This window comes from Pseudomonas helleri (assembly GCF_001043025.1).
Classification (GTDB): domain Bacteria; phylum Pseudomonadota; class Gammaproteobacteria; order Pseudomonadales; family Pseudomonadaceae; genus Aquipseudomonas; species Aquipseudomonas helleri.
Window position 1 is genome coordinate 404,510 of the sequence record NZ_JYLD01000001.1, and the last position, 26,418, is coordinate 430,927.

General features: G+C 58.6%; 25 protein-coding genes. 11 read left to right on the forward strand and 14 right to left on the reverse strand.

Annotated elements, in window-relative coordinates; translation table 11 throughout:
* Positions 1 to 203 precede the first annotated feature (203 nt).
* Positions 204 to 2,651: a glycogen/starch/alpha-glucan phosphorylase gene (locus TU84_RS01745; protein ID WP_048366774.1), complete on the reverse strand. Its 2,448-nt coding sequence runs from the start codon at positions 2,649 to 2,651 to the stop codon at positions 204 to 206.
* Positions 2,652 to 2,905: 254 nt separating this feature from the next.
* On the opposite strand from TU84_RS01745, the gene TU84_RS01750 reads away from it, so the two are divergent.
* Positions 2,906 to 3,343, forward strand: a complete 438-nt coding sequence (locus tag TU84_RS01750) for a YkgJ family cysteine cluster protein (RefSeq protein ID WP_048366966.1) — start codon at positions 2,906 to 2,908, stop codon at positions 3,341 to 3,343.
* Between the two features lie 200 nt (positions 3,344 to 3,543).
* Here TU84_RS01750 and typA read toward each other — a convergent pair whose 3' ends face one another.
* Complete coding sequence (typA, locus tag TU84_RS01755; RefSeq protein ID WP_048366775.1) at positions 3,544 to 5,364, reverse strand: translational GTPase TypA; 1,821 nt, start codon at positions 5,362 to 5,364, stop codon at positions 3,544 to 3,546.
* Between the two features lie 139 nt (positions 5,365 to 5,503).
* Entirely contained in the window at positions 5,504 to 6,958 is a 1,455-nt protein-coding gene (thiI, locus tag TU84_RS01760) for a tRNA uracil 4-sulfurtransferase ThiI (protein ID WP_048366776.1), read from the reverse strand.
* A gap of 324 nt (positions 6,959 to 7,282) precedes the next feature.
* Here thiI and glnA point away from each other — a divergent pair, with 324 nt between their 5' ends.
* The 5 genes from glnA (at position 7,283) to ntrC (ending at position 12,325) form a co-directional block, all read left to right on the forward strand.
* Positions 7,283 to 8,689, forward strand: coding sequence for a type I glutamate--ammonia ligase (gene glnA / locus TU84_RS01765; RefSeq protein ID WP_048366777.1), 1,407 nt, complete (start codon positions 7,283 to 7,285; stop codon positions 8,687 to 8,689).
* A 173-nt stretch (positions 8,690 to 8,862) separates the two neighbouring features.
* A complete protein-coding gene (locus tag TU84_RS01770; RefSeq protein WP_048366778.1) occupies positions 8,863 to 9,282 on the forward strand; it encodes a cupin domain-containing protein in 420 nt (139 codons plus the stop codon).
* Entirely contained in the window at positions 9,248 to 9,622 is a 375-nt protein-coding gene (locus TU84_RS25370) for a DUF4124 domain-containing protein (RefSeq protein WP_082148604.1), read from the forward strand. Before TU84_RS01770 ends, TU84_RS25370 begins: the two co-directional genes overlap by 35 nt.
* 187 nt (positions 9,623 to 9,809) lie before the next feature.
* On the forward strand, positions 9,810 to 10,895 hold the full coding sequence (gene glnL, locus TU84_RS01775; RefSeq protein ID WP_048366779.1) for a nitrogen regulation protein NR(II): 1,086 nt from the start codon (positions 9,810 to 9,812) through the stop codon (positions 10,893 to 10,895).
* The gene (gene ntrC, locus TU84_RS01780; protein ID WP_048366780.1) at positions 10,892 to 12,325 is read left to right on the forward strand and encodes a nitrogen regulation protein NR(I); all 1,434 of its coding nucleotides are present in this window, start codon (positions 10,892 to 10,894) and stop codon (positions 12,323 to 12,325) included. The genes glnL and ntrC overlap by 4 nt, the downstream gene beginning before the upstream one ends.
* Positions 12,326 to 12,827: 502 nt before the next feature.
* On the opposite strand, the gene TU84_RS01785 is transcribed toward ntrC, so the two are convergent.
* Complete coding sequence (locus TU84_RS01785) at positions 12,828 to 13,265, reverse strand: hypothetical protein (RefSeq protein WP_048366781.1); 438 nt, start codon at positions 13,263 to 13,265, stop codon at positions 12,828 to 12,830.
* Between TU84_RS01785 and trmL the strand changes: the two genes are divergently transcribed.
* Positions 13,264 to 13,719 (forward strand): tRNA (uridine(34)/cytosine(34)/5-carboxymethylaminomethyluridine(34)-2'-O)-methyltransferase TrmL, encoded by a 456-nt coding sequence (trmL, locus tag TU84_RS01790; RefSeq protein ID WP_048366782.1) that lies wholly within the window; start codon positions 13,264 to 13,266, stop codon positions 13,717 to 13,719. The genes TU84_RS01785 and trmL overlap by 2 nt on opposite strands.
* 67 nt (positions 13,720 to 13,786) lie before the next feature.
* Here the strand turns inward: trmL and secB are convergent, their stop codons facing one another.
* From secB to TU84_RS01805, 3 genes are read right to left on the reverse strand one after another with little or no spacing between them, the layout of a single operon-like run.
* Positions 13,787 to 14,272, reverse strand: a complete 486-nt coding sequence (gene secB, locus TU84_RS01795) for a protein-export chaperone SecB (protein WP_048366783.1) — start codon at positions 14,270 to 14,272, stop codon at positions 13,787 to 13,789.
* Positions 14,273 to 14,312: 40 nt separating this feature from the next.
* Positions 14,313 to 14,567: a glutaredoxin 3 gene (gene grxC / locus TU84_RS01800; RefSeq protein WP_048366784.1), complete on the reverse strand. Its 255-nt coding sequence runs from the start codon at positions 14,565 to 14,567 to the stop codon at positions 14,313 to 14,315.
* Between the two features lie 2 nt (positions 14,568 to 14,569).
* Entirely contained in the window at positions 14,570 to 14,983 is a 414-nt protein-coding gene (locus tag TU84_RS01805) for a rhodanese-like domain-containing protein (RefSeq protein WP_048366785.1), read from the reverse strand.
* A 147-nt stretch (positions 14,984 to 15,130) separates the two neighbouring features.
* On the opposite strand from TU84_RS01805, the gene gpmI reads away from it, so the two are divergent.
* From gpmI to TU84_RS01825, 4 genes are all read left to right on the forward strand, one after another.
* Positions 15,131 to 16,666: a 2,3-bisphosphoglycerate-independent phosphoglycerate mutase gene (gene gpmI, locus TU84_RS01810; RefSeq protein WP_048366786.1), complete on the forward strand. Its 1,536-nt coding sequence runs from the start codon at positions 15,131 to 15,133 to the stop codon at positions 16,664 to 16,666.
* Positions 16,667 to 16,876: 210 nt separating this feature from the next.
* Complete coding sequence (locus tag TU84_RS01815; RefSeq protein WP_048366787.1) at positions 16,877 to 18,163, forward strand: murein hydrolase activator EnvC family protein; 1,287 nt, start codon at positions 16,877 to 16,879, stop codon at positions 18,161 to 18,163.
* Positions 18,164 to 18,199: 36 nt separating this feature from the next.
* Positions 18,200 to 19,513 (forward strand): S41 family peptidase, encoded by a 1,314-nt coding sequence (locus tag TU84_RS01820; RefSeq protein WP_048366788.1) that lies wholly within the window; start codon positions 18,200 to 18,202, stop codon positions 19,511 to 19,513.
* 2 nt (positions 19,514 to 19,515) lie between these two features.
* Positions 19,516 to 20,298 (forward strand): divergent polysaccharide deacetylase family protein, encoded by a 783-nt coding sequence (locus tag TU84_RS01825; protein ID WP_048366789.1) that lies wholly within the window; start codon positions 19,516 to 19,518, stop codon positions 20,296 to 20,298.
* A 71-nt stretch (positions 20,299 to 20,369) separates the two neighbouring features.
* Here the strand turns inward: TU84_RS01825 and TU84_RS01830 are convergent, their stop codons facing one another.
* The 7 genes from TU84_RS01830 to TU84_RS01860 form a co-directional block, all read right to left on the reverse strand.
* A complete protein-coding gene (locus TU84_RS01830) occupies positions 20,370 to 21,125 on the reverse strand; it encodes a substrate-binding periplasmic protein (protein WP_048366790.1) in 756 nt (251 codons plus the stop codon).
* 136 nt (positions 21,126 to 21,261) lie between these two features.
* Positions 21,262 to 22,032 (reverse strand): imidazole glycerol phosphate synthase subunit HisF, encoded by a 771-nt coding sequence (gene hisF, locus TU84_RS01835; RefSeq protein WP_048366791.1) that lies wholly within the window; start codon positions 22,030 to 22,032, stop codon positions 21,262 to 21,264.
* 10 nt (positions 22,033 to 22,042) lie between these two features.
* Positions 22,043 to 22,780 carry a 1-(5-phosphoribosyl)-5-[(5-phosphoribosylamino)methylideneamino]imidazole-4-carboxamide isomerase gene (gene hisA, locus TU84_RS01840; protein WP_048366792.1) on the reverse strand — a complete coding sequence of 246 codons (738 nt, stop codon included), beginning with the start codon at positions 22,778 to 22,780 and terminating at the stop codon, positions 22,043 to 22,045.
* A 39-nt stretch (positions 22,781 to 22,819) separates the two neighbouring features.
* On the reverse strand, positions 22,820 to 23,080 hold the full coding sequence (locus TU84_RS01845; protein WP_048366793.1) for a DUF2164 domain-containing protein: 261 nt from the start codon (positions 23,078 to 23,080) through the stop codon (positions 22,820 to 22,822).
* Positions 23,080 to 23,718 (reverse strand): imidazole glycerol phosphate synthase subunit HisH, encoded by a 639-nt coding sequence (hisH, locus tag TU84_RS01850; protein ID WP_048366794.1) that lies wholly within the window; start codon positions 23,716 to 23,718, stop codon positions 23,080 to 23,082. Before hisH ends, TU84_RS01845 begins: the two co-directional genes overlap by 1 nt.
* Positions 23,718 to 24,311 (reverse strand): imidazoleglycerol-phosphate dehydratase HisB, encoded by a 594-nt coding sequence (gene hisB, locus TU84_RS01855; protein ID WP_048366795.1) that lies wholly within the window; start codon positions 24,309 to 24,311, stop codon positions 23,718 to 23,720. The genes hisH and hisB overlap by 1 nt, the downstream gene beginning before the upstream one ends.
* A 178-nt stretch (positions 24,312 to 24,489) precedes the next feature.
* Positions 24,490 to 26,151, reverse strand: a complete 1,662-nt coding sequence (locus TU84_RS01860) for an OFA family MFS transporter (RefSeq protein ID WP_048366796.1) — start codon at positions 26,149 to 26,151, stop codon at positions 24,490 to 24,492.
* Positions 26,152 to 26,418 lie beyond the last annotated feature (267 nt).

A 26,418-nucleotide genomic window follows, 5' to 3' on the forward strand; every position in this document is an offset into this window, starting at 1 on the left:
AAAACCCGCGCAGTTTAACGCGTGTTGCCGTGCAAATCTTCTAAACAGACTCACAACCGACGGAGAGGCCGGTGCTGAACCCTTAAATCAACTTAAAACAGTAGCCGCTGCCGCAGGCTGCGATAAGGCCCGAAGGGGCTTCGTTGTTAAAAACGCGAGCCCTGCGGACTCGATCGCAGCCTTCGGCAGCGACTACAGGGGTATTACAACGCCTTCCAGATGTCGGTCGCGTATTCTCGAATGGTCCGGTCCGATGAGAACCAGCCCGCCCGTGCGGTATTCAACACGGCTTTACGCCACCATTCGTCCGGGTTGTGCCACAGGTGTTCAACGCGCATCTGCGCATCCCAGTAGGCATCAAAGTCGGCACACACCAAAAAGCGGTCGTACTCGATCAGGGAGTCGACAAAACCGGTGTAACGCGCCGGGTCGTCGTGGGAAAAAACCCCGCCGCGTATGGCTTGCAGCACATCATTGAGCCGATGCGACGCCGCAACGTCCGCCGAGGCGTGGAACTCACCATTGAGCTTGCGGGCTTCGACCTGCTCGGAGGTCAGGCCAAAAATAAACATGTTTTCAGCGCCGATGCGCTCACTCATCTCCACGTTGGCACCGTCCATGGTGCCGATGGTCAACGCACCGTTGAGGGCGAACTTCATGTTGCTGGTGCCCGACGCCTCGTAGCCGGCAGTAGAGATTTGCTCGGACAAGTCCGCTGCCGGAATGATGTTCTCGGCCAGGCTGACGTTGTAGTTGGGGATAAACACCACTTTGAGCAGGCCGCGCACCGTGGGGTCGCTGTTAACCGTGCGGGCGATGTCGTTGGCCAGCTTAATAATCAGTTTGGCCTGTGTATAACTGGCCGCCGCCTTGCCCGCGAAGATCTTCACCCGGGGCACCCAGTTATTACTCGGCTCGGCCCGAATGGCCTGATACAGCGCCACGGTGTGCAGCAGGTTAAGCAACTGGCGCTTGTACTCATGGATCCGTTTGATCTGCACGTCGAACATCGCTTCAGGGCTGACCACAACACCCAGCCGCTCGTAGATCAGCGCCGCCAGGGTGCATTTGCTCTGCAGGCGCTGTTCGGCAAACTGTTTGCGGAAGTCAGCGCGCTCGGCAAACGGTTCGAGCTTGATCAATTTATGTTCAGTTTCATCCAGCACATCTTCGCCCAGCGCGTTTTTGAGCATCGCGGTCAACGGCGGGTTGGCCTGGAACAGCCAGCGGCGGAAGGTCACGCCGTTGGTTTTGTTGTTGATACGGTCGGGGTACAGCTTGTGCAGATCGGCAAACACCGTGCTGCGCATCAGTTGGGTGTGCAAGCCCGACACGCCGTTAACGCTGTGCGAGCCGAGAAACGCCAGATTGCCCATGCGCACCCGGCGGCCGTTGTCTTCTTCAATCAGCGACACGGCCCGCAGCACGCCAAAGTCGTGAATGCCTTTTTCACGCAGTTGGTCGATGTGGTAGCCGTTGATCAGGTAGATGATCTGCATGTGGCGCGGCAGCAGGCGCTCCATCAAGCCCACCGGCCAGGTCTCCAGCGCCTCGGGCAGCAAGGTGTGGTTGGTGTACGACAGCGTGTCGACGGTGACCTGCCAGGCGGTGTGCCACTCGATGCCGTGCTCATCGACCAGAATGCGCATCAACTCGGCGACAGCGATGGAAGGGTGCGTGTCGTTGAGCTGGATCGAGACATGCTCGGCCAGGTTGAGCAAGGTGTCATGGACGTTCAGGTGGCGACGCAGCAAGTCTTGCAGCGAGGCCGAAACAAAGAAGAACTCCTGACGCAAGCGCAGCTCTTGGCCAGCCTCGTTGCTGTCAGCCGGGTACAACACGCGCGAGATGCTCTCGGCCCGCACCACTTCGGCCACCGCACCCAAGTGGTCGCCGGCGTTAAAGCGCCCCAGGTTCAAGTCATGCAGCGCCCTTGCCCGCCACAACCGCAAGGTATTGACGCTCGCCCCGCGCCAGCCGACCACCGGCGTGTCGTAGGCGATGGCGCGCACGGTTTCGTTGGGCCACCAGATTTGCCGTGACAGGCCTTGCTCGTCCTGTTTGGTTTCAACCGAGCCGCCAAAACCTACTGAGTACAGCACCTCGGCGCGCTCAAACTCCCAGGGGTTACCGAAGTCGAGCCAGTTTTCGGTTTGCTCTTGCTGCCAGCCGTCGACGATGCTCTGGCGGAACAACCCGTGCTCGTAGCGAATGCCATAACCGTGCGCGGCGACGCCCAAGGTCGACATGCTTTCCATAAAGCACGCAGCCAGTCGGCCCAGGCCGCCGTTGCCCAAGGCCGCATCGGGCTCCAGCAGGCGGATGCGCTCCAGGTCCACACCCAGCTCGGTCAACGCCTCACGTGCGACGTCGAGCAGGCCTAGATTGCTCAGGCTGTCGTAGAGCAAACGGCCGATCAAAAACTCCAGAGACAGGTAGTACACCCGCTTCTGATCTTTGCGATAAATCTGCCGGGTATGGTCCATCCAGTGCTCGACCATATGGTCGCGGGCGGCCAGAGCAATGGCTTCAAACCAGTCATGGTCAAACGCGTGATCCGGGTCTTTACCCACCGCGTAAGTCAGTTTGGCCAGTACAGCGTCACGAAAAGCCGTTACCTGCGCGTCACGAACAAGCGGTTCCTGGGGCATCGATACAACCTCTGGCGGGATGGAGCGATTAGAAGGACGAGTGGTGTCAGCCTAGACCGTTCGACAGGAACAACGCGCGTTGATTCGGGCTTTTTTTTATTAAAAACAGACGAAATGAACAGCGCCCCAAAACGATGCACCCCGCCTGCTAAACGCTTCAACGCACACTTTGTACAAAAAACCGGCAAATGGTGATTCACTCTGCGATCAACCCCGGTATGATCGCGCGCCCTGATGCACGCTGGAATACACCCCTGATGAAGTCCAACCTGATTGCTGCCGCGGAAATCGACCGTCTCGATACCTGGGCTAAATACTCCGCACCCATGTGCGGCTCCTGCATTTCCAGCTGCTGCACCCTGCCGGTTGAGGTCAAGGTCAAAGACTTGATCCGCATTGGCCTGGTGGACGAATTCGAGCTGGGCGACCCGCCGAAGAACATCGCCAAGCGCCTGCAAAAAGAAGGGATCGTTGAGCGTTTCAACCAGAAGTCAGGGATTTTCACCCTGCAGCGCATGAGCAATAACGATTGCCTGTACCTGGATCGCAAGTCGCGCATGTGCACCATCTACGACAAACGCCCCGACACCTGCCGCAATCACCCGCGTGTAGGCCCGCGCCCAGGCTATTGCGCGTACGTGCCCAAAGCCGTCGAGCGTAAAAACAGCAGCGAACGGCTGATGAATTTTTAAAGCACCTTACTCAAGCCATTTTGTGGGAGCGGGCTTGCTCGCGATGCAGGCAACGCAGACTTTGCTCAATCAACGCGGTGATGCCATCGCGAGCAAGCCCGCTCCCACATTAGATGTCAGCCGTTACACAAAACCCGGACATAAAAAAACGCCCCCGACCGCAAGGTCGGGGGCGTTTTTGTAACCGCTAACTAATTAACTTAGTTTTTGGCCTTTTTAGCAGCGCGGGTACGCTCGCCTTCGTCCAGGATCTTCTTACGAAGACGGATGGACTTAGGCGTCACTTCGCACAGCTCGTCGTCCTGGATGAATTCCAGTGCTTGTTCCAGAGTGAAGCGAACAGGCGGAACCAGAGCGATGGTTTCGTCTTTACCCGAAGCACGCATGTTGTCGAGCTTCTTGCCCTTGGTAGGGTTAACGCCCATGTCGGTGTCACGGCTGTTCAGACCAACGATTTGACCGTTGTAGATCTCTTGACCGTGCTCAACAAACAGCTTGCCGCGTGCTTGCAGAGTTTCCAGGGAGTAGGTCAGTGCCTTGCCAGTTTCAACCGAAACCAGAACGCCGTTCTGACGGCCAGACATTTGGCCCGACTTCATCACGTCGTAACGGTCGAAGATCGAGGTCAGGATGCCAGCACCGTTGGTCAGGGTCAGGAACTGGTTACGGAAACCGATCAGACCACGAGCAGGGATGTTGTATTCCAGACGAACACGGCCTTTACCATCCGGCACCATGTTGGTCAGGTCGCCTTTACGCAGACCCATCTCTTCCATCACCTTGCCCTGAGATTCTTCTGGCAGGTCGATGGTGACGTTTTCGAACGGTTCGTGCTTCACGCCGTCAACCAGACGGATGATCACTTCTGGACGACCAACGCCCATTTCGAAGCCTTCACGACGCATGGTTTCGATCAGTACCGACAGGTGCAGCTCACCACGGCCAGAAACCTTGAACTTGTCAGCCGAGTCGCCTTCTTCAACGCGCAGAGCAACGTTGTACAGCAGCTCTTTGTCCAGACGTTCCTTGATGTTACGGGAAGTCACGAACTTGCCTTCTTTACCGCAGAATGGCGAGTCGTTTACCTGGAAGGTCATGGAAACGGTTGGCTCGTCAACGGTCAACGGCTTCATCGCTTCAACGTTCAGCGGGTCGCACAGGGTGTCAGAGATGAACAGCGAGTCCATACCGCTGATGCAAACGATGTCGCCTGCTGCAGCTTCTTCAACGTCTACACGGTGCAGACCGTGGTGACCCATCAGCTTCAGGATACGACCGTTGCGGCGCTTGCCGTCAGCGTCGATCGCTACAACCGGAGTGTTCGGCTTGACGCGACCACGAGCGATACGGCCAACACCGATAATGCCCAGGAAGCTGTTGTAGTCCAGTGCCGAGATTTGCATCTGGAACGGACCGTCACGGTCTACAGCTGGCGCAGGTACGTTGTCGACGATCGACTGGTACAGCGGGGTCATGTCTTCAGCCATGTCGGTGTGGTCAAGACCAGCAATACCGTTCAGGGCAGAGGCGTAAACCACTTTGAAGTCCAGCTGTTCTTCGGTAGCACCCAGGTTGTCGAACAGATCGAAGATCTGGTCCAGAACCCAATCAGGACGCGCGCCCGGACGGTCAACCTTGTTGATAACCACGATTGGACGCAGGCCGGCTTCGAAAGCCTTCTTGGTCACGAAACGGGTTTGCGGCATAGGGCCGTCTTGAGCGTCAACCAGCAGCAGAACGGAGTCAACCATCGACATTACGCGTTCTACTTCACCGCCGAAGTCGGCGTGGCCCGGGGTGTCCACGATGTTGATGTGGTAGCCGTTCCAGTTGATGGCGGTGTTTTTCGCCAGAATGGTAATACCGCGCTCTTTCTCCTGGTCGTTGGAGTCCATCACGCGCTCGTCGTTGAGCTCGCCGCGCTCCAGAGTGCCGGATTGGCGCAAGAGTTTGTCTACCAGGGTGGTTTTACCATGGTCAACGTGGGCGATGATGGCGATGTTACGTAGATTTTCGATCACTTGTGTATCTCGATCAGAGGATTCGGTGTGCTGACAGGTCGTGGCAGCGATTAACAGTAGAGTCAGGCCTTGCCGTTACAACTTGACGGTGGCGTCGGGGGGCCGGTGACGCAGGCCACAGGCAAACAGCCCCGGGCTCTTAGCTCGGTCGATAAACGCGCACATTGGCATGTCCCTCACTGAGCAAATGGTGAGCATGCAGGCGACTCATCACGCCTTTGTCGCAATACAACAGGTACTGACGTGTTTCATCCAGTTCCTTGAAGCGGCTGTTCAATGCATAGAACGGCAACGCTTGTACTTCGATGCCAGCCAGTTCCAGCGGTTGATCCTCTTGGGCATCCGGGTGACGGATGTCGATGACGATCTGGCCCGCCAGCACTTCGCTGACCTCTTCGACTTGCAAGTCCTGGCCCAATTCGTCGATCACTCGATCGATCGGCACCAGTTTGGCCCGCTCAAGCGCACGCTCAAGCACGGCCATATCAAACTGTTGTTCTTCGTACTCCACACGCGGACGCTTGGCGTGGGTCTTGGGGTTGACCGAAATCACCCCGCAATATTCAGGCATGTGCTTGGCAAAATCGGCGGTGCCGATCTCGTTCGCCTGATCAATGATGTCTTGCTTGTGGCTGGCGATCAGCGGGCGCAAAACCAGCTTGTCAGTCACGCAGTCGATCACCGACAGGTTAGGCAAGGTCTGGCTGGACACCTGGGAAATCGCTTCACCGGTGACCAGTGCATCAATTTCGAGGCGGTCCGCAATACGGGACGCAGCGCGCAACATCATACGCTTCAAAATGACGCCCATATGACTGTTGTCGACTTTGCCGAGAATTTCACCCAGCACTTCTTCAAACGGAACGCTCACAAACAGCACGCGCTGCGAGCTGCCGTACTTCTTCCAGATATAGTGCGCGACTTCCATCACGCCCAATTCGTGAGCACGCCCGCCGAGGTTGAAAAAGCAGAAGTGGCTCATCAGGCCGCGACGCATGATCTGGTAAGCCGCCACGGTGGAGTCGAAACCACCGGACATCAACACCAGGGTCTGCTCCAGCGATCCCAGCGGGAAGCCGCCAATGCTGTCGTGCTGGCTGTGAATCACAAACAACCGTTGGTCGCGAATTTCGAAACGGACTTCGATTTCCGGATTTTTCAGGTCAATACCGGCCGCGCCGCATTCACGTCGCAGCTTGCTGCCGACGTATTTCTCGACTTCCATCGAGGTAAATGGGTGCTTGCCGCCGCGCTTGCAACGCACTGAAAAGATTTTGCCGGCCAGTACATCGCCGTAGTGCAGTTTGCACTTTTCAACGATGTCATCGAAGTCGCCCAGCGGGTACTCGTCGACTTGCAGGAAGTGCGCGATGCCCGGCATGCAGCTCAGGCGCTCGGTCATCTCCTTCAAGGCTTTGGGGTCGCTCACACGGGTTTGCAACTCAATGTTGTCCCACACGCCTGTCACTACCACGGCCGGGTCCAGATCGCGGAGCACAGCACGGATATTTTTAGCCAATTGACGGACGAAACGCATCCGAACCGGGCGGCTCTTGATAGTGATCTCGGGGAAGACTTTAACAATTAGTTTCATGAAAACAGCGCGCGAGCAGCCTGCCAAAAAAGGGGGGCGCGGATTATAGCGGAAATTGCTCAAGGTTTAACCAGTTATCGTACAAACGGTTTTCATCGCACCAAAATGGTTCATAAAGCACTTATTTCGCTTCATTTGAGTGCGATTAGGGCCGTGAATCCGTAGTCTTGTGGGCTGCCCTGCTTGAGATTGGGGCAAGTCGGGGCACTGGCATGCAATTTGCTCCCTTGTGAGGCAGGTTGCCTTGGCCGAGTATTCGCGCCGGCATCAACCACATTTAAAGGGCTACTCCACTACCAGCCCTAAGCCACCCCGGAGGACACTATGTCGAAGTCGGTTCAACTCATCAAAGATCATGACGTTAAATGGATTGATCTGCGCTTCACTGACACCAAGGGCACACAACATCACGTGACCATGCCGGCCCGTGATGCGTTGGACGAAGACTTCTTCACCGACGGCAAAATGTTCGACGGTTCCTCCATTGCTGGCTGGAAAGGCATCGAAGCGTCCGACATGATCCTGCTGCCAGACGACAGCACGGCTGTTCTGGACCCGTTCACCGAGCAGCCTACGCTGATCCTGGTGTGCGACATCATCGAACCTTCGAGCATGCAGGGTTACGACCGTGACCCACGTGCAATCGCCAAGCGCGCTGAAGAGCACCTGAAAGCGACCGGCATCGGCGACACCGTATTCGCTGGCCCGGAGCCAGAGTTCTTCATCTTTGACTCGGTTAAATTCAAGTCGGACATTTCCGGCTCGATGTTCAAAATCTACTCCGAGCAAGGTTCTTGGATGTCCGACCAGGACATCGAAGGCGGCAACAAAGGTCACCGTCCAGGCGTTAAAGGCGGCTACTTCCCGGTGCCACCGTTCGACCACGACCACGAAATCCGTACCTCCATGTGCAGCGCATTGGAAGAAATGGGCCTGACCGTTGAAGTTCACCACCACGAAGTGGCGACTGCCGGCCAGAACGAAATCGGCGTCAAGTTCAACACCCTGGTGAAGAAAGCCGACGAAACCCAGACCCTGAAATACGTCGTGCACAACGTTGCCGATGCATACGGCCGCACCGCGACCTTCATGCCTAAGCCTCTGTATGGCGATAACGGCTCGGGCATGCACGTTCACATGTCCATCTGGAAAGATGGCAAGAACACCTTCGCAGGCGAAGGCTATGCCGGCCTGTCCGACACCGCTCTGTACTTCATCGGCGGCATCATCAAGCACGGTAAGGCCCTGAACGGCTTCACCAACCCGGCAACCAACTCCTACAAGCGTCTGGTTCCAGGCTTCGAAGCCCCAGTAATGCTGGCTTACTCGGCGCGTAACCGCTCCGCTTCGATCCGTATTCCTTACGTGTCCAGCCCTAAGGCTCGCCGTATCGAAGCACGTTTCCCGGACCCGGCTGCCAACCCGTACCTGTGCTTCGCTGCACTGCTGATGGCTGGCCTGGACGGCATCCAGAACAAGATCCACCCTGGCGATGCTGCTGACAAAAACCTGTATGACCTGCCGCCAGAAGAGGCCAAGCAGATCCCACAAGTGTGCGGCAGCCTGAAAGAAGCCCTGGAAGAGCTGGACAAAGGTCGTGCGTTCCTGACCAAAGGCGGCGTTTTCAGCGACGACTTCATCGACGCTTACATCGCCCTGAAAAGCGAAGAAGAAATCAAAGTACGTACCTTCGTACACCCACTGGAATACGAGCTGTACTACAGCTGCTAATCCAGACTCACCCGCGCTAGCGGCGTGATGTGAAAGGCCTCCTTCGGGAGGCCTTTTTTATGCGAAACGTCTTACGGCAATACGCGCAAACTCGCAGAACATATCTCCTGCGCCTGACAGCCACTTTAGAGCGCGATCTGTAGTTTGAGGCAACTCACCCTACGGACGCCGACATGACGCTCACTCTTAAAATAAAAGCCCTGCTGCTATCACTGGCCTGCCTGACGTTGTTGGGATGCACCAGCAAAACGCCTGGCGTCACAGTCGAGCAATTGATCAAAACCAGTGAATCCTGGGATGGTGCACCTTACGCCCCCTATCCTCTTGGCCCGCCTGAAATCACCGTTCTCAAAATCATCATCCCGGCCAACACTGCACTCGGTTGGCACACGCACCCCATGCCCAACGTGGCTTACGTGCTGTCGGGCGAACTATTTGTAGAAACCCGGGACGGCAAACACAAATTGTTGCTCAAGCCCGGCCAGGTGTTGCCCGAAGTGGTGCAAACAGAACATCGCGGAACCAGCGGTAACCAGCCCGTTGAGCTGATCGTGTTCTATGCGGGCGGTAAGGGCATGCCACTGTCGCAGTAATCGGCTGGTGCGCTACTTTTTTATAAGCCTCTGCGTGCTCGCGCTGCCCGCGAGCGCGCAGGTGTACAAACACCTCGACGATCACGGCACGACTCACTACAGCAACACTCCTCATGAGCCGTCCAACAACACGCCGATGACACTGGCACCCCTTAACCGCCAGCCTGCTGTGGCAATTATCCCCGTCAACAATCCACAACACCTGCTGCCCGAGCAAGAGCCCGCTGGTAGTTTTCCAACTGCCACACCCCCGCCTCCTCCCCCCCCGCAAACCCGAACATCGGCGCTTTTGAGAGAAACTGAATCTATTCAGCCAAGTTGCACTATATTGGTGCAATAGCTGCGCGATGACGCCGTTACCAGCCCACTTTGGTTCAAAAAGCCTCATTGACCGAGCCGGTACGCGATCCAGACGGCCTCCAAGTCCTTATTTCAGGCAATTAGCGCTTCTTTTCGGAGCCTTGGTTTGTTTTTTGCATTTTCCTTGCACCAGCGCCTCACCCGCGCACGCAATCCGGGATCGGCCCATGACCATCAGTGATGCCCTGCACCGACTGTTACTCGACAACCTGACCACCGCCACGTTGTTACTCAATGACGCTCTGCGTCTTGAGTACATGAACCCGGCGGCGGAAATGCTGCTGGCCATCAGTGGGCAGCGCAGCCATGGGCAATTCATCAGCGAACTGTTCACCGAGACCACCGAGGCCCTGCAATCGCTGCGTCTGGCGGTTGAGCAAGCGCACCCGTTTACCAAACGAGAAGCGCTGCTGACCTCTGCCACCGGCCAGACCCTGACCGTCGATTACGCGGTCACGCCAATCTTGAGCACGGCGGGCACCATGCTGCTGCTCGAAGTGCACCCACGCGACCGGCTGCTGCGCATCACCAAAGAGGAAGCGCAGTTGTCCAAGCAAGAAACCAGCAAGATGCTGGTGCGCGGTCTGGCTCACGAAATCAAAAACCCGCTGGGCGGCATTCGCGGCGCGGCGCAATTGTTGGCGCGCCAGCTGCCCGATGAAAACCTGCGCGACTACACCAACGTCATCATCGAAGAAGCCGACCGCCTGCGTAACCTGGTGGACCGCATGCTGGGCTCCAACAAGCTACCGTCGCTGGCCATGACCAACGTGCACGAAGTGCTCGAACGCGTGTGCAATCTGGTCGAAGCCGAGACCCAGGGCGACATCACGCTGGTGCGCGATTACGACCCGAGCCTGCCTGACCTGCTAATCGACCGTGAACAGATGATCCAGGCCGTGCTCAATATTGTGCGCAACGCGATGCAGGCCATCAGCGCTCAAAACGAGCTGCGCCTGGGCCGCATCACCTTGCGGACCCGGGCCATGCGCCAGTTCACCATCGGCCATGTACGCCACCGGCTGGTGACCAAAATTGAAATCATCGACAACGGCCCGGGCATCCCGCCTGAGCTGCACGACACCCTCTTCTTTCCGATGGTCAGCGGACGCCCGGATGGCACCGGGCTGGGCCTTGCCATCACCCAGAACATCATTAGTCAGCACCAGGGATTGATCGAGTGTGAAAGCCAGCCTGGCCACACACTCTTCTCGATCTTTCTACCACTGGAACAAGGAGCCGCATCGACATGAGCCGAAGTGAAACCGTGTGGATCGTCGACGACGACCGTTCAATCCGTTGGGTCCTGGAAAAAGCCTTGCAACAGGAAGGCATGACCACGCAGAGCTTCGACAGCGCCGATGGGGTGATGAGCCGTCTGGCTCGTCAGCAGCCGGACGTGATCATTTCTGACATCCGCATGCCGGGCGCCAGTGGCCTCGACCTGCTGGCCAAGATCCGCGCACAGCATCCGCGCCTGCCCGTGATCATCATGACCGCGCATTCCGACCTGGACAGCGCTGTCGCCTCTTATCAGGGCGGCGCGTTTGAATACCTGCCCAAGCCGTTTGACGTTGACGAGGCCGTGTCGCTGGTCAAGCGTGCCAATCAGCACGCCCAGGAGCAACAAGGCCTGGCCGTAGCGCCCGCAGCGGCCCCCACCCCCGAGATCATTGGCGAAGCGCCGGCGATGCAGGAGGTGTTTCGCGCCATTGGTCGCCTCAGTCACTCCAACATCACCGTGCTGATAAACGGCGAATCCGGCACCGGTAAAGAGCTGGTCGCCCACGCCCTGCATCGCCACAGCCCGCGGGCGGCTTCGCCCTTTATTGCGTTGAACATGGCGGCGATCCCCAAGGACCTGATGGAGTCCGAGCTGTTCGGCCACGAAAAAGGCGCCTTCACCGGTGCGGCCAACCTGCGTCGCGGGCGCTTTGAACAAGCCGACGGCGGTACGTTGTTCCTCGACGAAATCGGCGACATGCCAGCCGACACTCAGACGCGCCTGCTGCGCGTGCTGGCCGATGGCGAGTTCTACCGGGTGGGCGGGCATATTCCGGTCAAGGTCGACGTGCGCATCATTGCCGCGACCCATCAGAACCTCGAAACCCTGGTGCAGGCCGGCAAGTTCCGTGAAGACTTGTTCCACCGCCTGAACGTCATCCGCATCCATATTCCGCGTTTGTCAGATCGTCGCGAAGACATCCCGACGCTGGCGCGGCACTTTCTCAGCAGCGCGGCGCAAGAGCTGTCGGTCGAGCCAAAACTGCTGAAAGCCGAAACCGAGCAATACCTGCGCAACCTCCCGTGGCCAGGCAACGTGCGCCAGCTCGAAAACACCTGCCGCTGGATCACGGTAATGGCTTCGGGCCGCGAAGTGCACATCAGCGACTTGCCCCCCGAGTTGCTGAACCTGCATCAAGACGCGTCGCCGGTGACCAACTGGGAGCAAGCGTTGCGTCAATGGGCCGATCAGGCGCTGGGCCGTGGCCAGTCGAGCCTGCTCGACAGCGCGGTGCCGACCTTTGAGCGCATCATGATCGAGACAGCCCTCAAACACACCGCTGGCCGCCGCCGCGATGCCGCCGTGTTGCTGGGCTGGGGCCGCAACACCCTGACCCGTAAGATCAAAGAGCTGGGCATGAAAATCGACGGCGACGAGGATGACGGCGACGACGCTTAAACGCCGTTAACTGTAGGAGCGAGCTTGCCTCGCGATCTTTTGATCTTTTAAAAGATCGCGAGACAAGCTCGCTCCTACATGTTTATGAACACCGCACCACTCGTATGCATCTCGCCCCACTTCTGTGCACTGCATACCCCAAAGCCTCTAACCTGCTGCACACATCACACCCGCCCCACACACAAAAGCCCCGGATTCCGGGGATTTTGCGTCTATGCAAAGAAAATAACAGCCAAAAAACAAAACTGGCACGCGCCCTGCAATAACCCTGTTACCTAAGCAACACCGGTTTAGGGGACCTTGGTACAGGCAGGCCAGGACTCCCCACTTTTACACCGCAGCCTTGATGCCATCTGCATCAACGCGCACAACGCTTTTAGGGAACCCGGTACAGGCAGGCCGGGACTCCCTTCTTTTACACCACAGCCTTGATGCCACCCGCATCAACGCGCTCAACGCTTTTGGGGAGCCTGGTACAGGCAGGCCGGGACTCCCTCTTTTATTACTCTTGCAGGTTCACCTGCAGCCGCCAGCGCCCATCCTGCGGCGCACCGGCCCAGTCGCCCTTCAAGGCGCGGGCCGCCACCAGGGTCAACATCACGCCCGCATCGGTGCGACTCACCCGCCAGTTCACATCCCTACCGTTCACCTTAAGCTGGCCGTTTTGCGGCTGGCCCTTGGCCGCGAATAACAGCCCGAGGGTGCCATCCACCCATTCGCCGTGCAGCTTGGGCTCGTGGTTAAACCACACCACCAACCCCTGCGGCTGGACCTCTATCTGCTGCAGCTCAGTCGGCTCAGGCATCGTCAAACGGCCGATCATCATCCCGATCATCACACCGACTATCGCCAAAGAACCTAAAACCCGTGGCCATAGTTTCGGCCTTGGGTCCTCTTCAGGCGTAGAATGCTGCCCATCTTTATATTCGGAGCCGTGCATGTTTCACGTCATCCTTTTTCAACCAGAAATTCCGCCGAATACCGGCAACATTATCAGGCTCTGCGCCAACAGCGGCTGCCACCTGCACTTGATCGAGCCTATCGGTTTTGAGCTGGACGACAAGCGCTTGCGCCGGGCAGGTCTGGATTATCACGAATACGCGCCGCTCAAGCGCCATGCCGACCTGGCCAGTTGCCTGGAAAGCCTGGGCCATCCACGCCTGTTCGCTTTTACCACCAAAGGCTCGCGGCCGTTCCACGATGTGCAGTTTGCTGAAGGCGACGCCTTTATCTTCGGCCCTGAAAGCCGTGGCCTGCCGCCTGAGGTGCTCGACGCACAAGACAGCGATCACCGCCTGCGCCTGCCCATGCGCGAAGGCTGCCGCAGCCTGAACCTGTCCAACACCGTGGCTGTGGCCGTTTACGAAGCCTGGCGCCAGTTGGGGTTTAAGTAGCCGCGGATACAACGTTACCCATAAAAAAAGCGCCATTCAGGCGCTTTTTTTATGGGCGGGGCGCTGTTTACTGAACAGTCGCGCTGCCTTCTTCTTGCATGCGCTGCAGCTCTTGGGCGTACAGAGCATCGAAGTTCACCGGAGCCAGCATCAACGCCGGGAACGAACCACGAACAACCAGGCTGTCCAGAGTTTCGCGGGCATACGGGAACAGCAGGTTCGGGCAGAACGCGCCCAGGGTGTGGCTCATCGAAGCTTGATCAAGGTTTTTGATCAGGAAGATGCCAGCCTGCTGAACTTCAGCAATAAACGCCACTTCTTCAGCGTTTTTCACGGTGACCGACAAGGTCAGAACCACTTCAAAGAAGTCGCCTTCCAGTGGCTTTTGGCGGGTGTTGAGGTCCAAAGCAACGCTCGGCTCCCACTGCTGACGGAAGATGGCCGGGCTTTTCGGCGCTTCAAACGACAGGTCACGTACGTAAATACGCTGCAGGGAGAATTGTGGAGCAGTGTCTTCGTCGCTAACAGCAGCGGTGTTCTGTTGGTCAGTCATCACAGATCCTTGATCATCTTGGGGCTTTAGAGAATGAGAGTCAGACGTTCAGCAGCGCATCCAATTTACCTGCGCGTTCGAGCGCAAACAGGTCATCGCATCCACCCACATGCCGCTCGCCGATCCAGATTTGCGGAACGGAGGTACGACCTGCCTTTTGGGTCATTTCTGCACGAACTTGAGGCTTGCCGTCGACTTTGATTTCTTCGAAGGCAACACCCTTTTTCTCCAGCAAAGCCTTGGCTCGCATGCAGTAAGGGCAATAGTCGCTGGAATATACGATGACCTTGGACATAGTTACTTCACCACTGGGAGGTTATCTGCACGCCAGGTCGCAATACCACCGGACAGCTTGGCGGCATTGTAGCCAGCCTTGAGCAGTTCGCGTGCGTGCGTGCCGGAGTGCTGGCCAGCTGCATCCACCAGGATCAGGGTCTTGCCCTTGTGCTTGTCCAGTTCGGCAATGCGCGCCATCAGTTTGTCTTGCGGAATGTTCAGCGCACCCACAATGTGGCCGGCAGCAAAGTCTTTGGCCGGGCGAATATCAATCACCACGCCTTCGTCGCGATTGACCAGGCCGGTCAGTTCGCCGGTGCTGACGCTGCGGCCGCCGCGGCTCACCTCATGGGCGATCAACAACGCCAACAAGATGACAAACGCGCCTACAAGCAGGTAGTGAGAAGTGGCAAATGCAATCAGGTGATCAACCATCAGAAGGTTCCAGGGCGTGAAAATGTGGGCCAGTATACACAGGCACCATGGCCCGCCAAACCCCGCCCGGCGGTGACGCCACATGAACTTCGCTTTAAACTGCGCATCTTCTTGATACTTCTATTAACCACGCCACGAGTGGGATCTATGACTACCACGCCTAAACCTCTGATCCTGATCATCCTGGATGGCTTCGGTCACAGTGAAAGTCACGATTACAACGCCGTCTATTCAGCCAAAAAACCTGTGCTTGATCGCCTTACCGCCAGCATGCCAAACGGCCTGATCTCAGGTTCGGGCATGGATGTGGGGCTGCCGGACGGCCAAATGGGTAACTCCGAGGTCGGCCACATGAACCTCGGCGCCGGGCGCGTGGTTTATCAGGATTTCACCCGCGTCACCAAGTCGATCCGCGATGGCGAGTTCTTCGAGAACCCGACCATTTGCGCGGCGGTAGACAAAGCCGTTGGCGCGGGCAAAGCCGTGCACATCATGGGCCTGCTGTCGGATGGCGGTGTTCACAGCCACCAGGACCACCTGGTCGCGATGGCCGAGCTGGCCGTTAAACGCGGCGCTGAAAAAATCTACCTGCACGCCTTCCTGGATGGCCGCGACACGCCGCCTAAAAGCGCTGCATCGTCGATTGAGCTGCTGGACGAGGCCTTCAAAACCCTCGGCAAAGGCCGTATCGCCAGCCTGATTGGCCGTTACTTCGCCATGGACCGCGACAACCGTTGGGACCGTGTGGCGCAAGCCTACAACCTGATCGTCGACGGCAAAGGCGAGTTCAACGCTGCCACCGCGCAACAAGGCCTTGAAGCCGCGTATGCCCGTGGCGAAAGCGATGAGTTCGTCAAAGCCACCACCATTGGTGAGCCAGTGACTGTTGAAGACGGCGACGCCGTGGTCTTCATGAACTTCCGTGCCGACCGCGCCCGTGAGCTGACCCGCGTGTTTGTGGAAGACGGCTTCAAGGAATTCGAACGTGCACGCCAGCCGAAACTGGCCGGCTTCGTCATGCTGACCCAGTACGCGGCCAGCATCCCGGCCCCGAGCGCTTTCGCACCGGGCAGCCTGGAAAACGTGCTCGGCGATTACCTGGCAAAAAACGGCAAGACCCAGTTGCGCATTGCCGAAACCGAAAAATACGCCCACGTGACGTTCTTTTTCTCGGGTGGCCGCGAAGAGCCGTTCCCGGGTGAAGAGCGCATTTTGGTGCCGTCGCCGAAAGTTGCGACCTACGACCTGCAGCCAGAAATGAGCGCGCCTGAAGTCACCGACAAAATCGTCGATGCCATCGAGCACCAGCGTTACGACGTGATCGTGGTCAACTACGCCAACGGCGACATGGTCGGCCACAGCGGTGTGTTCGATGCCGCCGTCAAAGCCGTTGAATGCCTGGACGCCTGCGTGGGCCGTATCGTTGAAGCGCTGGACAAGGTGGGCGGCGAAGCGCTGATCACCGCTGACCACGGCAACGTTGAACAGATGGAAGACGAGTCTACTGGTCAGGCGCACACCGCCCACACCTGCGAACCCGTACCGTTCATCTACGTTGGCAAGCGTGCGCTTAAAGTCCGCGAAGGCGGTGTATTGGCTGACGTCGCACCGACCATGCTCAAGCTGCTGGGCCTGCCACAGCCCAAAGAAATGACCGGCACCAGCATCCTGGTCGACGCGTAAACGCCTTGTAGTCGCTGCCGCAGGCTGCGATGGGGCGCACAGCGGCCCTGCTTTATTGAAGGGCCTTCGGCCCTTATCGCAGCCTGCGGCAGCGACTACAACGTTCTGAGCACACCGGATTCAGGCCACAATTTCACCTTCATCCATTCCTTATAGACAACGTTGGCGGGCATACTAGGCCGTCCCGTTCCTCCAGGTGTCGCCCGCCCCATGCTTCGCGCCCTTATAGCTCTGACCCTCACATGCTTGCTCCAACCGGCGTTTGCCGACGAGCGCGCGCAAACTCAACAGCAGCTGGAAGCCACGCGTCAGGACATTGGCGAGCTGAAAAAGCTCCTCGGCAAGCTCCAGGAAGAAAAATCCGGAGCGCAAAAAGACCTGCGCAGCACCGAAACTGAAATCGGCAAGCTGGAAAAGCAGGTGGAGGCCCTGCAACAAGAACTAAAAAAGAGTGAAGGCGAGTTGCTGCGCCTTGATAGTGAGAAGAAAAAACTCAACAGCGCAAAAGTTGAACAGCAACGTCTGATCGCCATTCAAGCCCGGGCCGCGTATCAAGGTGGCCGTCAGGAATACCTCAAGCTGCTGCTCAACCAGCAGAACCCCGAGAAGTTCGCCCGAACCCTCACCTATTACGATTACCTGAGCCAGGCCCGTCTGGCCCAGCTCAAAGGGTTTAACGAAACCCTGCGCCAGTTGGCCAATGTCGAATCCGACATCAACACGCAACAGGCACAACTGCTGACACAAAAAAGCAGCCTGGACAGCCAGCGCGCCGAACTCGACAAAGTCCGCGCTGACCGCCAGCAAGTGCTGGCCAAGATCAACGCCGACGTCAAAAACCGCGATCAAAAGTTACAAGCTCGCGAGCAGGATCAGGCAGATCTGGCTAAAGTCCTCAAGACCATTGAAGAAACCCTCGCCCGTCAGGCCCGCGAAGCCGAAGAGGCGCGGCAAAAAGCCCTGATCGCGCAACAGGAAGCCGAAAAGAAACGCCAGCGTGAGGCTGAATCGGTGGCTACCGACGCCCCGCGCAAAGTGGTCAAGTCCACCCCAGGTGCCTTGGTTTCAAGTGCGGGCGTCTCTTATGGCGGACCTTTTTCTCAGGCACGGGGCAAACTTCCTTGGCCGGTTGATGGTCGATTGCTTGCCCGCTTCGGTGAAAGCCGTGGCGATGACGCCCGTGCCAAGTGGGACGGGGTGATGATCAGCGCCAATGCGGGCACCCAGGTGCACGCGGTGCACGGCGGTCGGGTGGTGTTTGCCGACTGGCTGCGCGGCGCCGGGCAACTGGTCATTCTGGACCACGGTAACGGTTACTTAAGCTTGTATGGCCACAATCAGACCCTGCTTAAGTCTGCTGGAGACATTGTAAAAGCTGGCGATGTGATCTCCACCGTGGGCAACAGCGGTGGGCAAGCCACACCAGCGCTGTACTTTGCTATTCGTCAGCAGGGCCGCCCCAGCGACCCTGCACAATGGTGCCGCACTCAAGGATGAGTGCCATCACCTTTAATACGTAGGAGTTCGTTCAACATGCCGCACTTGTCCCGCCTCAACTCGCTGGCCCTGACGATCGCTCTGGTGATTGGATCACCCCTGGTGTTTGCTGCCCAGCCAGTCGCTCAGCCAGCGGCCGCTGCCAGCGCCAAGGCACCGCTGCCGCTGGAAGAGCTGCGTACATTTGCCGAGGTCATGGACCGCATCAAGGCCGCGTATGTTGAACCGGTAGACGACAAGACCCTGCTGGAGAACGCCATCAAGGGCATGCTCAGCAACCTTGACCCGCACTCTGCGTATCTGGGCCCCGAAGACTTCGCCGAGCTGCAAGAAAGCACCAGCGGCGAGTTCGGCGGCCTGGGCATCGAAGTCGGCTCGGAAGACGGCAATATCAAAATCGTCTCGCCAATCGATGACACCCCCGCCAGCAAAGCCGGCATCCAGGCGGGCGACTTTATCGTCAAGATCAATGGCCAGCCTACCAACGGCCTGACCATGACCGAAGCTGTGGACAAAATGCGCGGCAAGGTCGGCCAAAAAATCACCCTGACCCTGGTTCGCGGTGGCGGTGCACCGTTCGACGTGACGCTGACCCGCGCCAATATCCAGGTCAAGAGCGTCAAGGCACAACTGCTCGAAGACGGTTACGGCTACATCCGCATTACTCAGTTCCAGGTCAAGACCGGCGAAGAAGTCGCCGCGGCGCTGGCCAAACTTCGCAAAGAAAACGGCAACAAGAAGCTCAAGGGCATCATCCTTGACCTGCGTAACAACCCGGGCGGCGTGCTGCAATCGGCCGTTGAAGTGGTCGACCACTTCATCAAGAAAGGCCTGATCGTGTACACCAAAGGCCGCCTGCCAAATTCCGAACTGCGCTTCTCGGCCACCGGCAAAGACTTGAGCGAAGCCGTGCCGCTGGTGGTGCTGATCAACGGCGGCAGCGCCTCGGCATCCGAAATCGTCGCCGGCGCCCTGCAGGATCAAAAGCGTGGCGTGGTCATGGGCACGCCAAGCTTCGGCAAAGGCTCGGTGCAGACCGTCTTGCCGCTGAACAACGACCGCGCACTGAAGATCACCACTGCGCTGTACTACACCCCGAACGGGCGCTCGATTCAGGCCCAGGGCATCGTGCCGGACATCGAAGTCAACCGCGCCAAGATCACCCGCGAGCAAGACAACGAGTACTACAAAGAGGCCGACCTGCAAGGTCACCTCGGCAACGGCAACGGCGGTGCAGACAAACCGACCGGCTCCGGCACCAAAGCCAAACCCATGCCGCAAGACGATGACTACCAGTTGAGCCAGGCCTTGAGCCTGCTCAAAGGCTTGAGCATCACGCGCGGCAATTAAGGGTGCGCTTCTGGTCTGTCATCGCCCTGCTCTGCTGCCTGAGCGGCGCCGCCCACGCGGCGCCTGCCAACGCCCCCGAGGCACCGCGCAAGGCGTACCTGACCCTGATCATCGACGACCTGGGGCAAAACCTGCCCCGTGATCGGCGTGTACTGGCCTTTCCGGGGCCGGTGACCACGGCAATCATGCCCGACACCCCGCACGCCGCTGAATTTGCCCGCGAGGCGCACAAGGCGGGCAAAATCGTCATTCTGCATATGCCAATGGACCCGGCCACGGGGCCGTTTGCCTGGCACCCTGACCTGCCGCTGGAGGAACTGGCCAAACGCCTCGATGCGGCATTCAAGGCCGTGCCCTACACCAGCGGCATCAACAACCATGAAGGCAGCCGCATGACCGCTCAGCCGCGGGCGATGGCCTGGTTGATGGGCGAGTTGCAACAGCGGCACAAATTCTTCGTCGACAGCCGCACCAGCGCCAAAACGGTTGCCGCGGCCGAGGCGCAAAAAATCGGCCTGGCCAGCGTGTCGCGGGACGTGTTCCTGGACAACGTACGCACCGAAGACGCCATCACCCAGCAGCTCAACACCGCGATCAAACACGCACGCAGCCACGGCTCCGTGGTCATGATCGGCCACCCCTACCCGCAAACCCTCGCCGTGCTCGAACGCGAACTGCCCACGCTCAAAGCCCAGGGCATCGACTGGATCGACATCAAACAAATGATCGGCGTGCGCAGCAATCAGGCGATGGACGCGCATGGCAAGAATGGGATTTATCGCTAAAACACCTCTGTAGGAGCGAGCTTGCCTCGCGATCTTTTAAACAATCAAAAGATCGCGAAGCCGGGGTTGAGTTAGAGGTAGCGGGCGCGGATTTTGTCCAGTTCGCCTTCGGCCTTGAGCTCATCCAGCGCGGCTTGCAATTTGCTCACCACGGCATCGGGCACTTGCTTGTTCAACGCCAGAAACAGCTCAGCCTGATTAAACCGCAGCACCGTCTTGAACCCTGAAATACCCACTTGCCGGGCCAAAAACTGCCCCGCCGGATCACCCGTGGCCCACAGGTCGATGTGACCGGCCTGCAGCTTTCTGGCGTTGTCCTGGTCGCGTAACACAATCACCGGCGCGTAGCCCTGCTTCTCCAGGAACATGGCGATCACATCGTCCTTGTAAGCGCCTATTCGATAGGCCCGCGCTTGCTCAAGCGTGGTCAGCTGAATGGGGCTATTGGCCCGCGCCAGCAGCACCCAGTCGTCCGGGCCAAGCGGGCCGACCCACTTGAACAGGTGTTCACGCTCAGGCACCCGCGCCGTCACAAACACGCCGTAATTGGGATTATCCATCGCCAGGTTGTAGATACGCTGCCAAGGGAAGCGCAAGGTCATGCTGTAGTCGACGCCTGCACGCTCGAACGTTTCACGCAGAATATCGACGGCAATGCCTTCAAGATTCTGGTTCTGTGCAAAGTTCTTGCCGTTTTTGGCCATGTTGTAAGGCGGGAAATTTTCAGTCAGCAGCACCAGCGTTGGACGCTCGGCCGGGGCCGCAAACACGCTACTCACCAGCAACATCGTGCAACTGGCAAGCAAGAGACAAAGACGCTTAAACATAACGTTTACCCAAATCCATGGTGTGCAAAGAGTGCCGTGGGCTTGCCATGCTGTCCAGTAGCCTTTGGACGTGTGGCCGGATTGGGTCAAACGATGAAACATCAGCGCCCATTGCGGGCGCTGAAGGGCCAGGCTATTAGCGCACCACAATCCCGCGCTCGGCCATATAGGCCTTGGCTTCTGGCACGGTGTATTCGCCGAAGTGGAAAATACTCGCGGCCAGCACGGCACTGGCGTGGCCTTCCAGGATGCCATCGGCCAAATGCTGCAGGTTGCCGACGCCTCCGGAGGCGATGACCGGAATGCCCAGCGCGTCGCTGATGGCACGGGTCACGCCCAGGTCAAAGCCGCTTTTCATGCCGTCCTGATCCATGCTGGTCAGCAGGATCTCACCGGCGCCCAAGCCTTCCATCTTCATCGCCCACTCGACCGCGTCGAGCCCGGTCGGCTTGCGCCCGCCGTGGGTGAAGATTTCCCAACGCGGGGTTTCACCCGGCTGCGAGACTTTTTTCGCATCAATAGCGACCACGATGCACTGCGAGCCGAAATGCTGCGCGGCTTCGCCCACAAACTCCGGGTTGAACACCGCCGCCGTGTTGATCGACACCTTGTCGGCACCGGCATTGAGCAGGTTGCGAATGTCTTGAATGCAGCGCACGCCGCCGCCCACGGTCAGCGGGATGAACACCTGGCTGGCCATGCGCTCGACGGTATGCAGCGTGGTGTCGCGACAATCGACGCTGGCGGTGATGTCGAGAAAGGTAATCTCGTCAGCCCCTTGCTCGTCATAGCGGCGGGCGATCTCGACCGGGTCACCCGCATCGCGGATGTTCTCAAATTTAACGCCCTTCACAACCCGGCCGTTATCCACGTCCAGGCAAGGGATGATGCGTTTGGCCAGCGCCATGCGGTTCTCCTCAGCCCTTGTAGCTGTCGCAGAAGGCTTGCGCTTCGGCGACATCCAGGGTGCCTTCATAGATGGCGCGGCCAGTGATGGCGCCCACGATGCCCGGCGCCTTGGCGTCCAGCAGGGCTTTGATATCGCCCAGGTTGTGGATACCGCCCGACGCGATCACCGGGATGCTCGTGGCTGCGGCCAAGGCTGCGGTGAATTCCACGTTGCAGCCCTGCATCATGCCGTCTTTGGCGATGTCGGTATAAACGATGGCCGACACGCCGTCGGCTTCAAAGCGCTTGGCCAGGTCGATGACCTGCACGGTGCTGACTTCAGCCCAGCCATCAGTGGCCACGAAGCCATCTTGTGCATCCATGCCGACAATGATTTTGCCGGGGAAGGCACGGCAGGCTTCAGCCACGAACTCCGGGTTCTTGACCGCTTTGGTGCCCAGGATCACATAGCTCACGCCCGCCTTGACGTAGTGCTCGATGGTTTCCAGCGAGCGAATGCCGCCGCCAATCTGGATCGGCAGGTGCGGGTAACGCTTGGCGATGGCAGTCACCACCTCACCGTTGACCGGCTGGCCTTCAAAGGCGCCGTTCAGGTCAACCAGATGCAGACGACGGCAACCGCCCTCTACCCATTTGGCGGCCATGCTCACCGGGTCATCGGAGAACACCGTGGAATCTTCCATACGGCCTTGGCGCAGACGTACACAGGCACCGTCTTTAAGATCGATAGCGGGGATAATCAGCATCTGGCAAACCTTCAAATTCGGGAGTCAGTGACTCGAAAATCAATTCTTTTCAAGTGCCCACAGGTCGCTTTCGATGCTCTCGAACCTCTCTTTGAGGTGCGTCTGCACATCGAAAATCGCGCGATTGTAGTAATGCGGCGCGATTTCGCGAGTGAACAGCTCAAGGATTTCGGCCGCTTCAAACGAACCCAGGTCCAGTTCGAAGCGGTCTTCCATAAAGCGTTTAATTTTGCTGGTGGCTTCGCTCTCTTGCTCTGGGGTGAGCGTGAGAATCGGCAGCTTCGGCTTGCGCGGCGCCATTACCAGCGACCGTCCCAGGCCGCAAAGTTTTGCAGCAACTGCAAGCCGTGGGTGTGGCTCTTCTCGGGGTGGAACTGCACCGCGAAACGCGAGCCTTCGGCCAGTGCAGCCGCGAAGTCGACGCCGTAATGCCCGCCACCCACCACCTGGCGAGGGTTGCCCGCCGCGATGTAGTAGCTGTGCACAAAGTAGAAGCGCGCCAGGTCTGGAATGTTATGCCACAGCGGGTGATCGACCTTCTGCTGCACTTCGTTCCAGCCCATGTGCGGCACCTTGAGGTGCTCGCCCTCTTCATGCAGGTCTTTGCCGAAGAACTTCACCTGGCCCGGGAACAGGCCGATGCAGTCCACGCCGCCGTTCTCTTCGCTGCTGTCGAGCAGGGCTTGCATGCCCACGCAAATACCCAGAAAAGGACGGTCCTGACTGACTTCACGCACCAGCGAGTCGAAACCCAAACGGCGGATCTCAGCCATGCAGTCGCGAATCGCGCCCACCCCCGGAAACACCACGCGGTCGGCTTCGCGAATCACGTTGGCATCGCTGGTGATCAACACCCGGCCGGCGCCCACGTGCTCCAGCGCCTTGGCCACCGAGTGCAAGTTACCCATGCCGTAATCGATAACCGCCACTGTCTGCATCAGAGTACGCCCTTGGTCGAGGGCATTTGCCCGGCCATACGCTCATCGAGCGTGATCGCCATGCGCAGTGCGCGGCCAAAAGCCTTGAACACGGTTTCGATCTGGTGGTGGGTGTTGGTGCCGCGCAGGTTGTCGATGTGCAGTGTCACGTTGGCGTGGTTCACAAAGCCCTGGAAGAACTCTTGAAACAGGTCAACGTCGAAACCGCCGACGGTGGCACGGGTGTACGGAACATGCATTTGCAGGCCAGGACGGCCCGAAAAGTCGATGACCACGCGCGACAGCGCTTCATCCAGCGGGACATAAGCGTGACCGTAGCGGGTCATGCCTTTTTTGTCGCCGACCGCTTGGTTGAAGGCTTTACCCAGGGTAATGCCAACGTCCTCGACGGTATGGTGATCGTCGATATGCAGGTCGCCTTTGCACTCGATGTCCAGGTCGATCAGCCCATGCCGGGCGATCTGGTCGAGCATGTGCTCAAGAAAAGGCACACCGATATCGAATCGGGCCTTACCGGTACCATCCAAGTTGATCGAGGCTTTGATCTGGGTTTCCAGAGTATCGCGCTCGACTGACGCCTTACGTTCGGCCATCACCAGCTCCGCAAAATCATTGGGCGAAAAAGGTGGCCATTATAGGCACGGGTCAGGCAAACAGAAACATGGAAGGGGATGAGCGTACGCAAAACACTGTAGGAGCGAGCTTGCCTCGCGATCTTTTGATCTTTAAAGATCGCGAGGCAAGCTCGCTCCTACAGATTAACCACGGATTTTAGTGAAACAGCACCGCTGTTTTCTGCACCGTGACCCACACGCCCCACAACAGGGGAATGCCCACCGCCAACCACGCGGCAATGGTCAAGGGACGGCTGCCCGGCGCGGCTTTCCATTCCAGCGAGGTCGTCGTATCGGCGCCTTTGTCATGCCCCAGCGCTTGTTCAGCCGCCAGTTGCGCGTCGGTCATGAAGTACTTGTCAGCCACCGGGCGCACCAGCAGGTTGCAGATAAAGCCCAGCACCAGCAGGCCTGCCAAGATGTACAAGGTGATGTCATAGGCCGCCGCGCGTGGCACACCGATGCTCAACTGGTACTCGCGCAGGTAGTTGACCAATACCGGCCCCAACACACCCGCCGCCGCCCAGGCGGTCAGCAAGCGACCGTGAATGGCCCCGACCATTTGCGTGCCGAACAAGTCCGCCAAGTAAGCCGGCACCGTGGCAAAACCACCGCCGTACATGGACAAGATGATGCAGAACGCCGCCACAAACAGCGACACGTTGCCCAGATGCCCCAGGTTGGGAACCATCGCGTACAGCGCAAAGCCCAGCGCGAAGAACACAAAGTAGGTGTTTTTACGCCCCAGGTAGTCCGAGAACGACGCCCAAAAGAATCGCCCGCCAATGTTGAACAAGCTCAACAAGCCGGTGAACCCGGCCGCGATGGCTGCGATCTGGCCCAGTTGCGCAGCGTCCAGCTGGCTGAACGACAGGTCGTTGCCCAGCAACTTGCCGGCGAACACCTCCTGCAACAACGGCGAGGCCATGCCCAGAATGCCGATACCGGCCGACACGTTCAGGCACAACACCAGCCACACCAAAGCAAACTGCGGTGTTTTCCAGGCCACACTCACGTGCACATGGCGCTTGGTGATCATCGAGTTGGCCACCTTGTTAGGCGAAGGCGTCCAGCCTGCGGGCTTCCAGCCGGTCGGCGGCACGCGGTACGACAAGGCACCACCGATCATGAACACGAAGTAAATCGCCGCCATCGCCACAAAGCTCTGCCACACGCCCACGCCATCCGGACCGGCAAAATGCCCCATCAGCGCTGTCGCCAACGGCGCGCCTACCATGGCCCCGCCGCCGAAGCCCATGATCGCCATGCCGGTGGCCATGCCGCGTTTGTCCGGGAACCACTTGATCAGCGTCGACACGGGCGAGATGTAACCCAGGCCCAGACCGATACCGCCGATTACCCCCGAACCCAGCCACATCAGCCAGATCTGGTGGGTATAAATGCCCAGCGCCGAAATGAGCAGGCCGCCGCACCAGCACAGCGCCGATACCACACCCGCCTTGCGTGGCCCGGCATGTTCCAGCCAGCCGCCCCACACCGCTGCCGAGCAGCCCAGAAAAATGAAGAACAAGGTGTAAATCCAGCCGAGCATCGAGATCGGCCAGTCGCATTGCGATGAGAACACCTGCGCGATAAAACTCATGTCCGGTGCGCAAGCAACCGCTTGGGTGATGCCGACCGCTTTGGACAATGGCAGCCAAAACACGGAAAAACCGTAAGCCATGCCGATGCACAAGTGAATGGCCAACGCGGCGGGCGGTACCAGCCAGCGGTTGAAGCCGGGTTTTGCGATGATGCGTTCTTTGGACAAAAACGCAGGCTGCGAGGCAGGGCTGCCCGCGACAGTACTGGTTGTCATTGTTATCTCCCCCATGGATGGAATGTTCCCCAGGTACGCTCAACCCCCGACTTTGGCGCCTTATAGCGCACAGCCATTTTGTAGGATTCAGATCAAGGCGAGACACTACGCCCTGGAAGCCCTGGAAAACGGACGGAGATTACCATTTGAGCGTAGGCCAAAGCCTGCGCTGATGCGGTCTTTCATCGGCAAACTGTTCTGACACTATCCGCGCCCCAGTCCGTCATCGCGTGGCGCTATACTCAGCGGCTAAATTTGAAACTCACC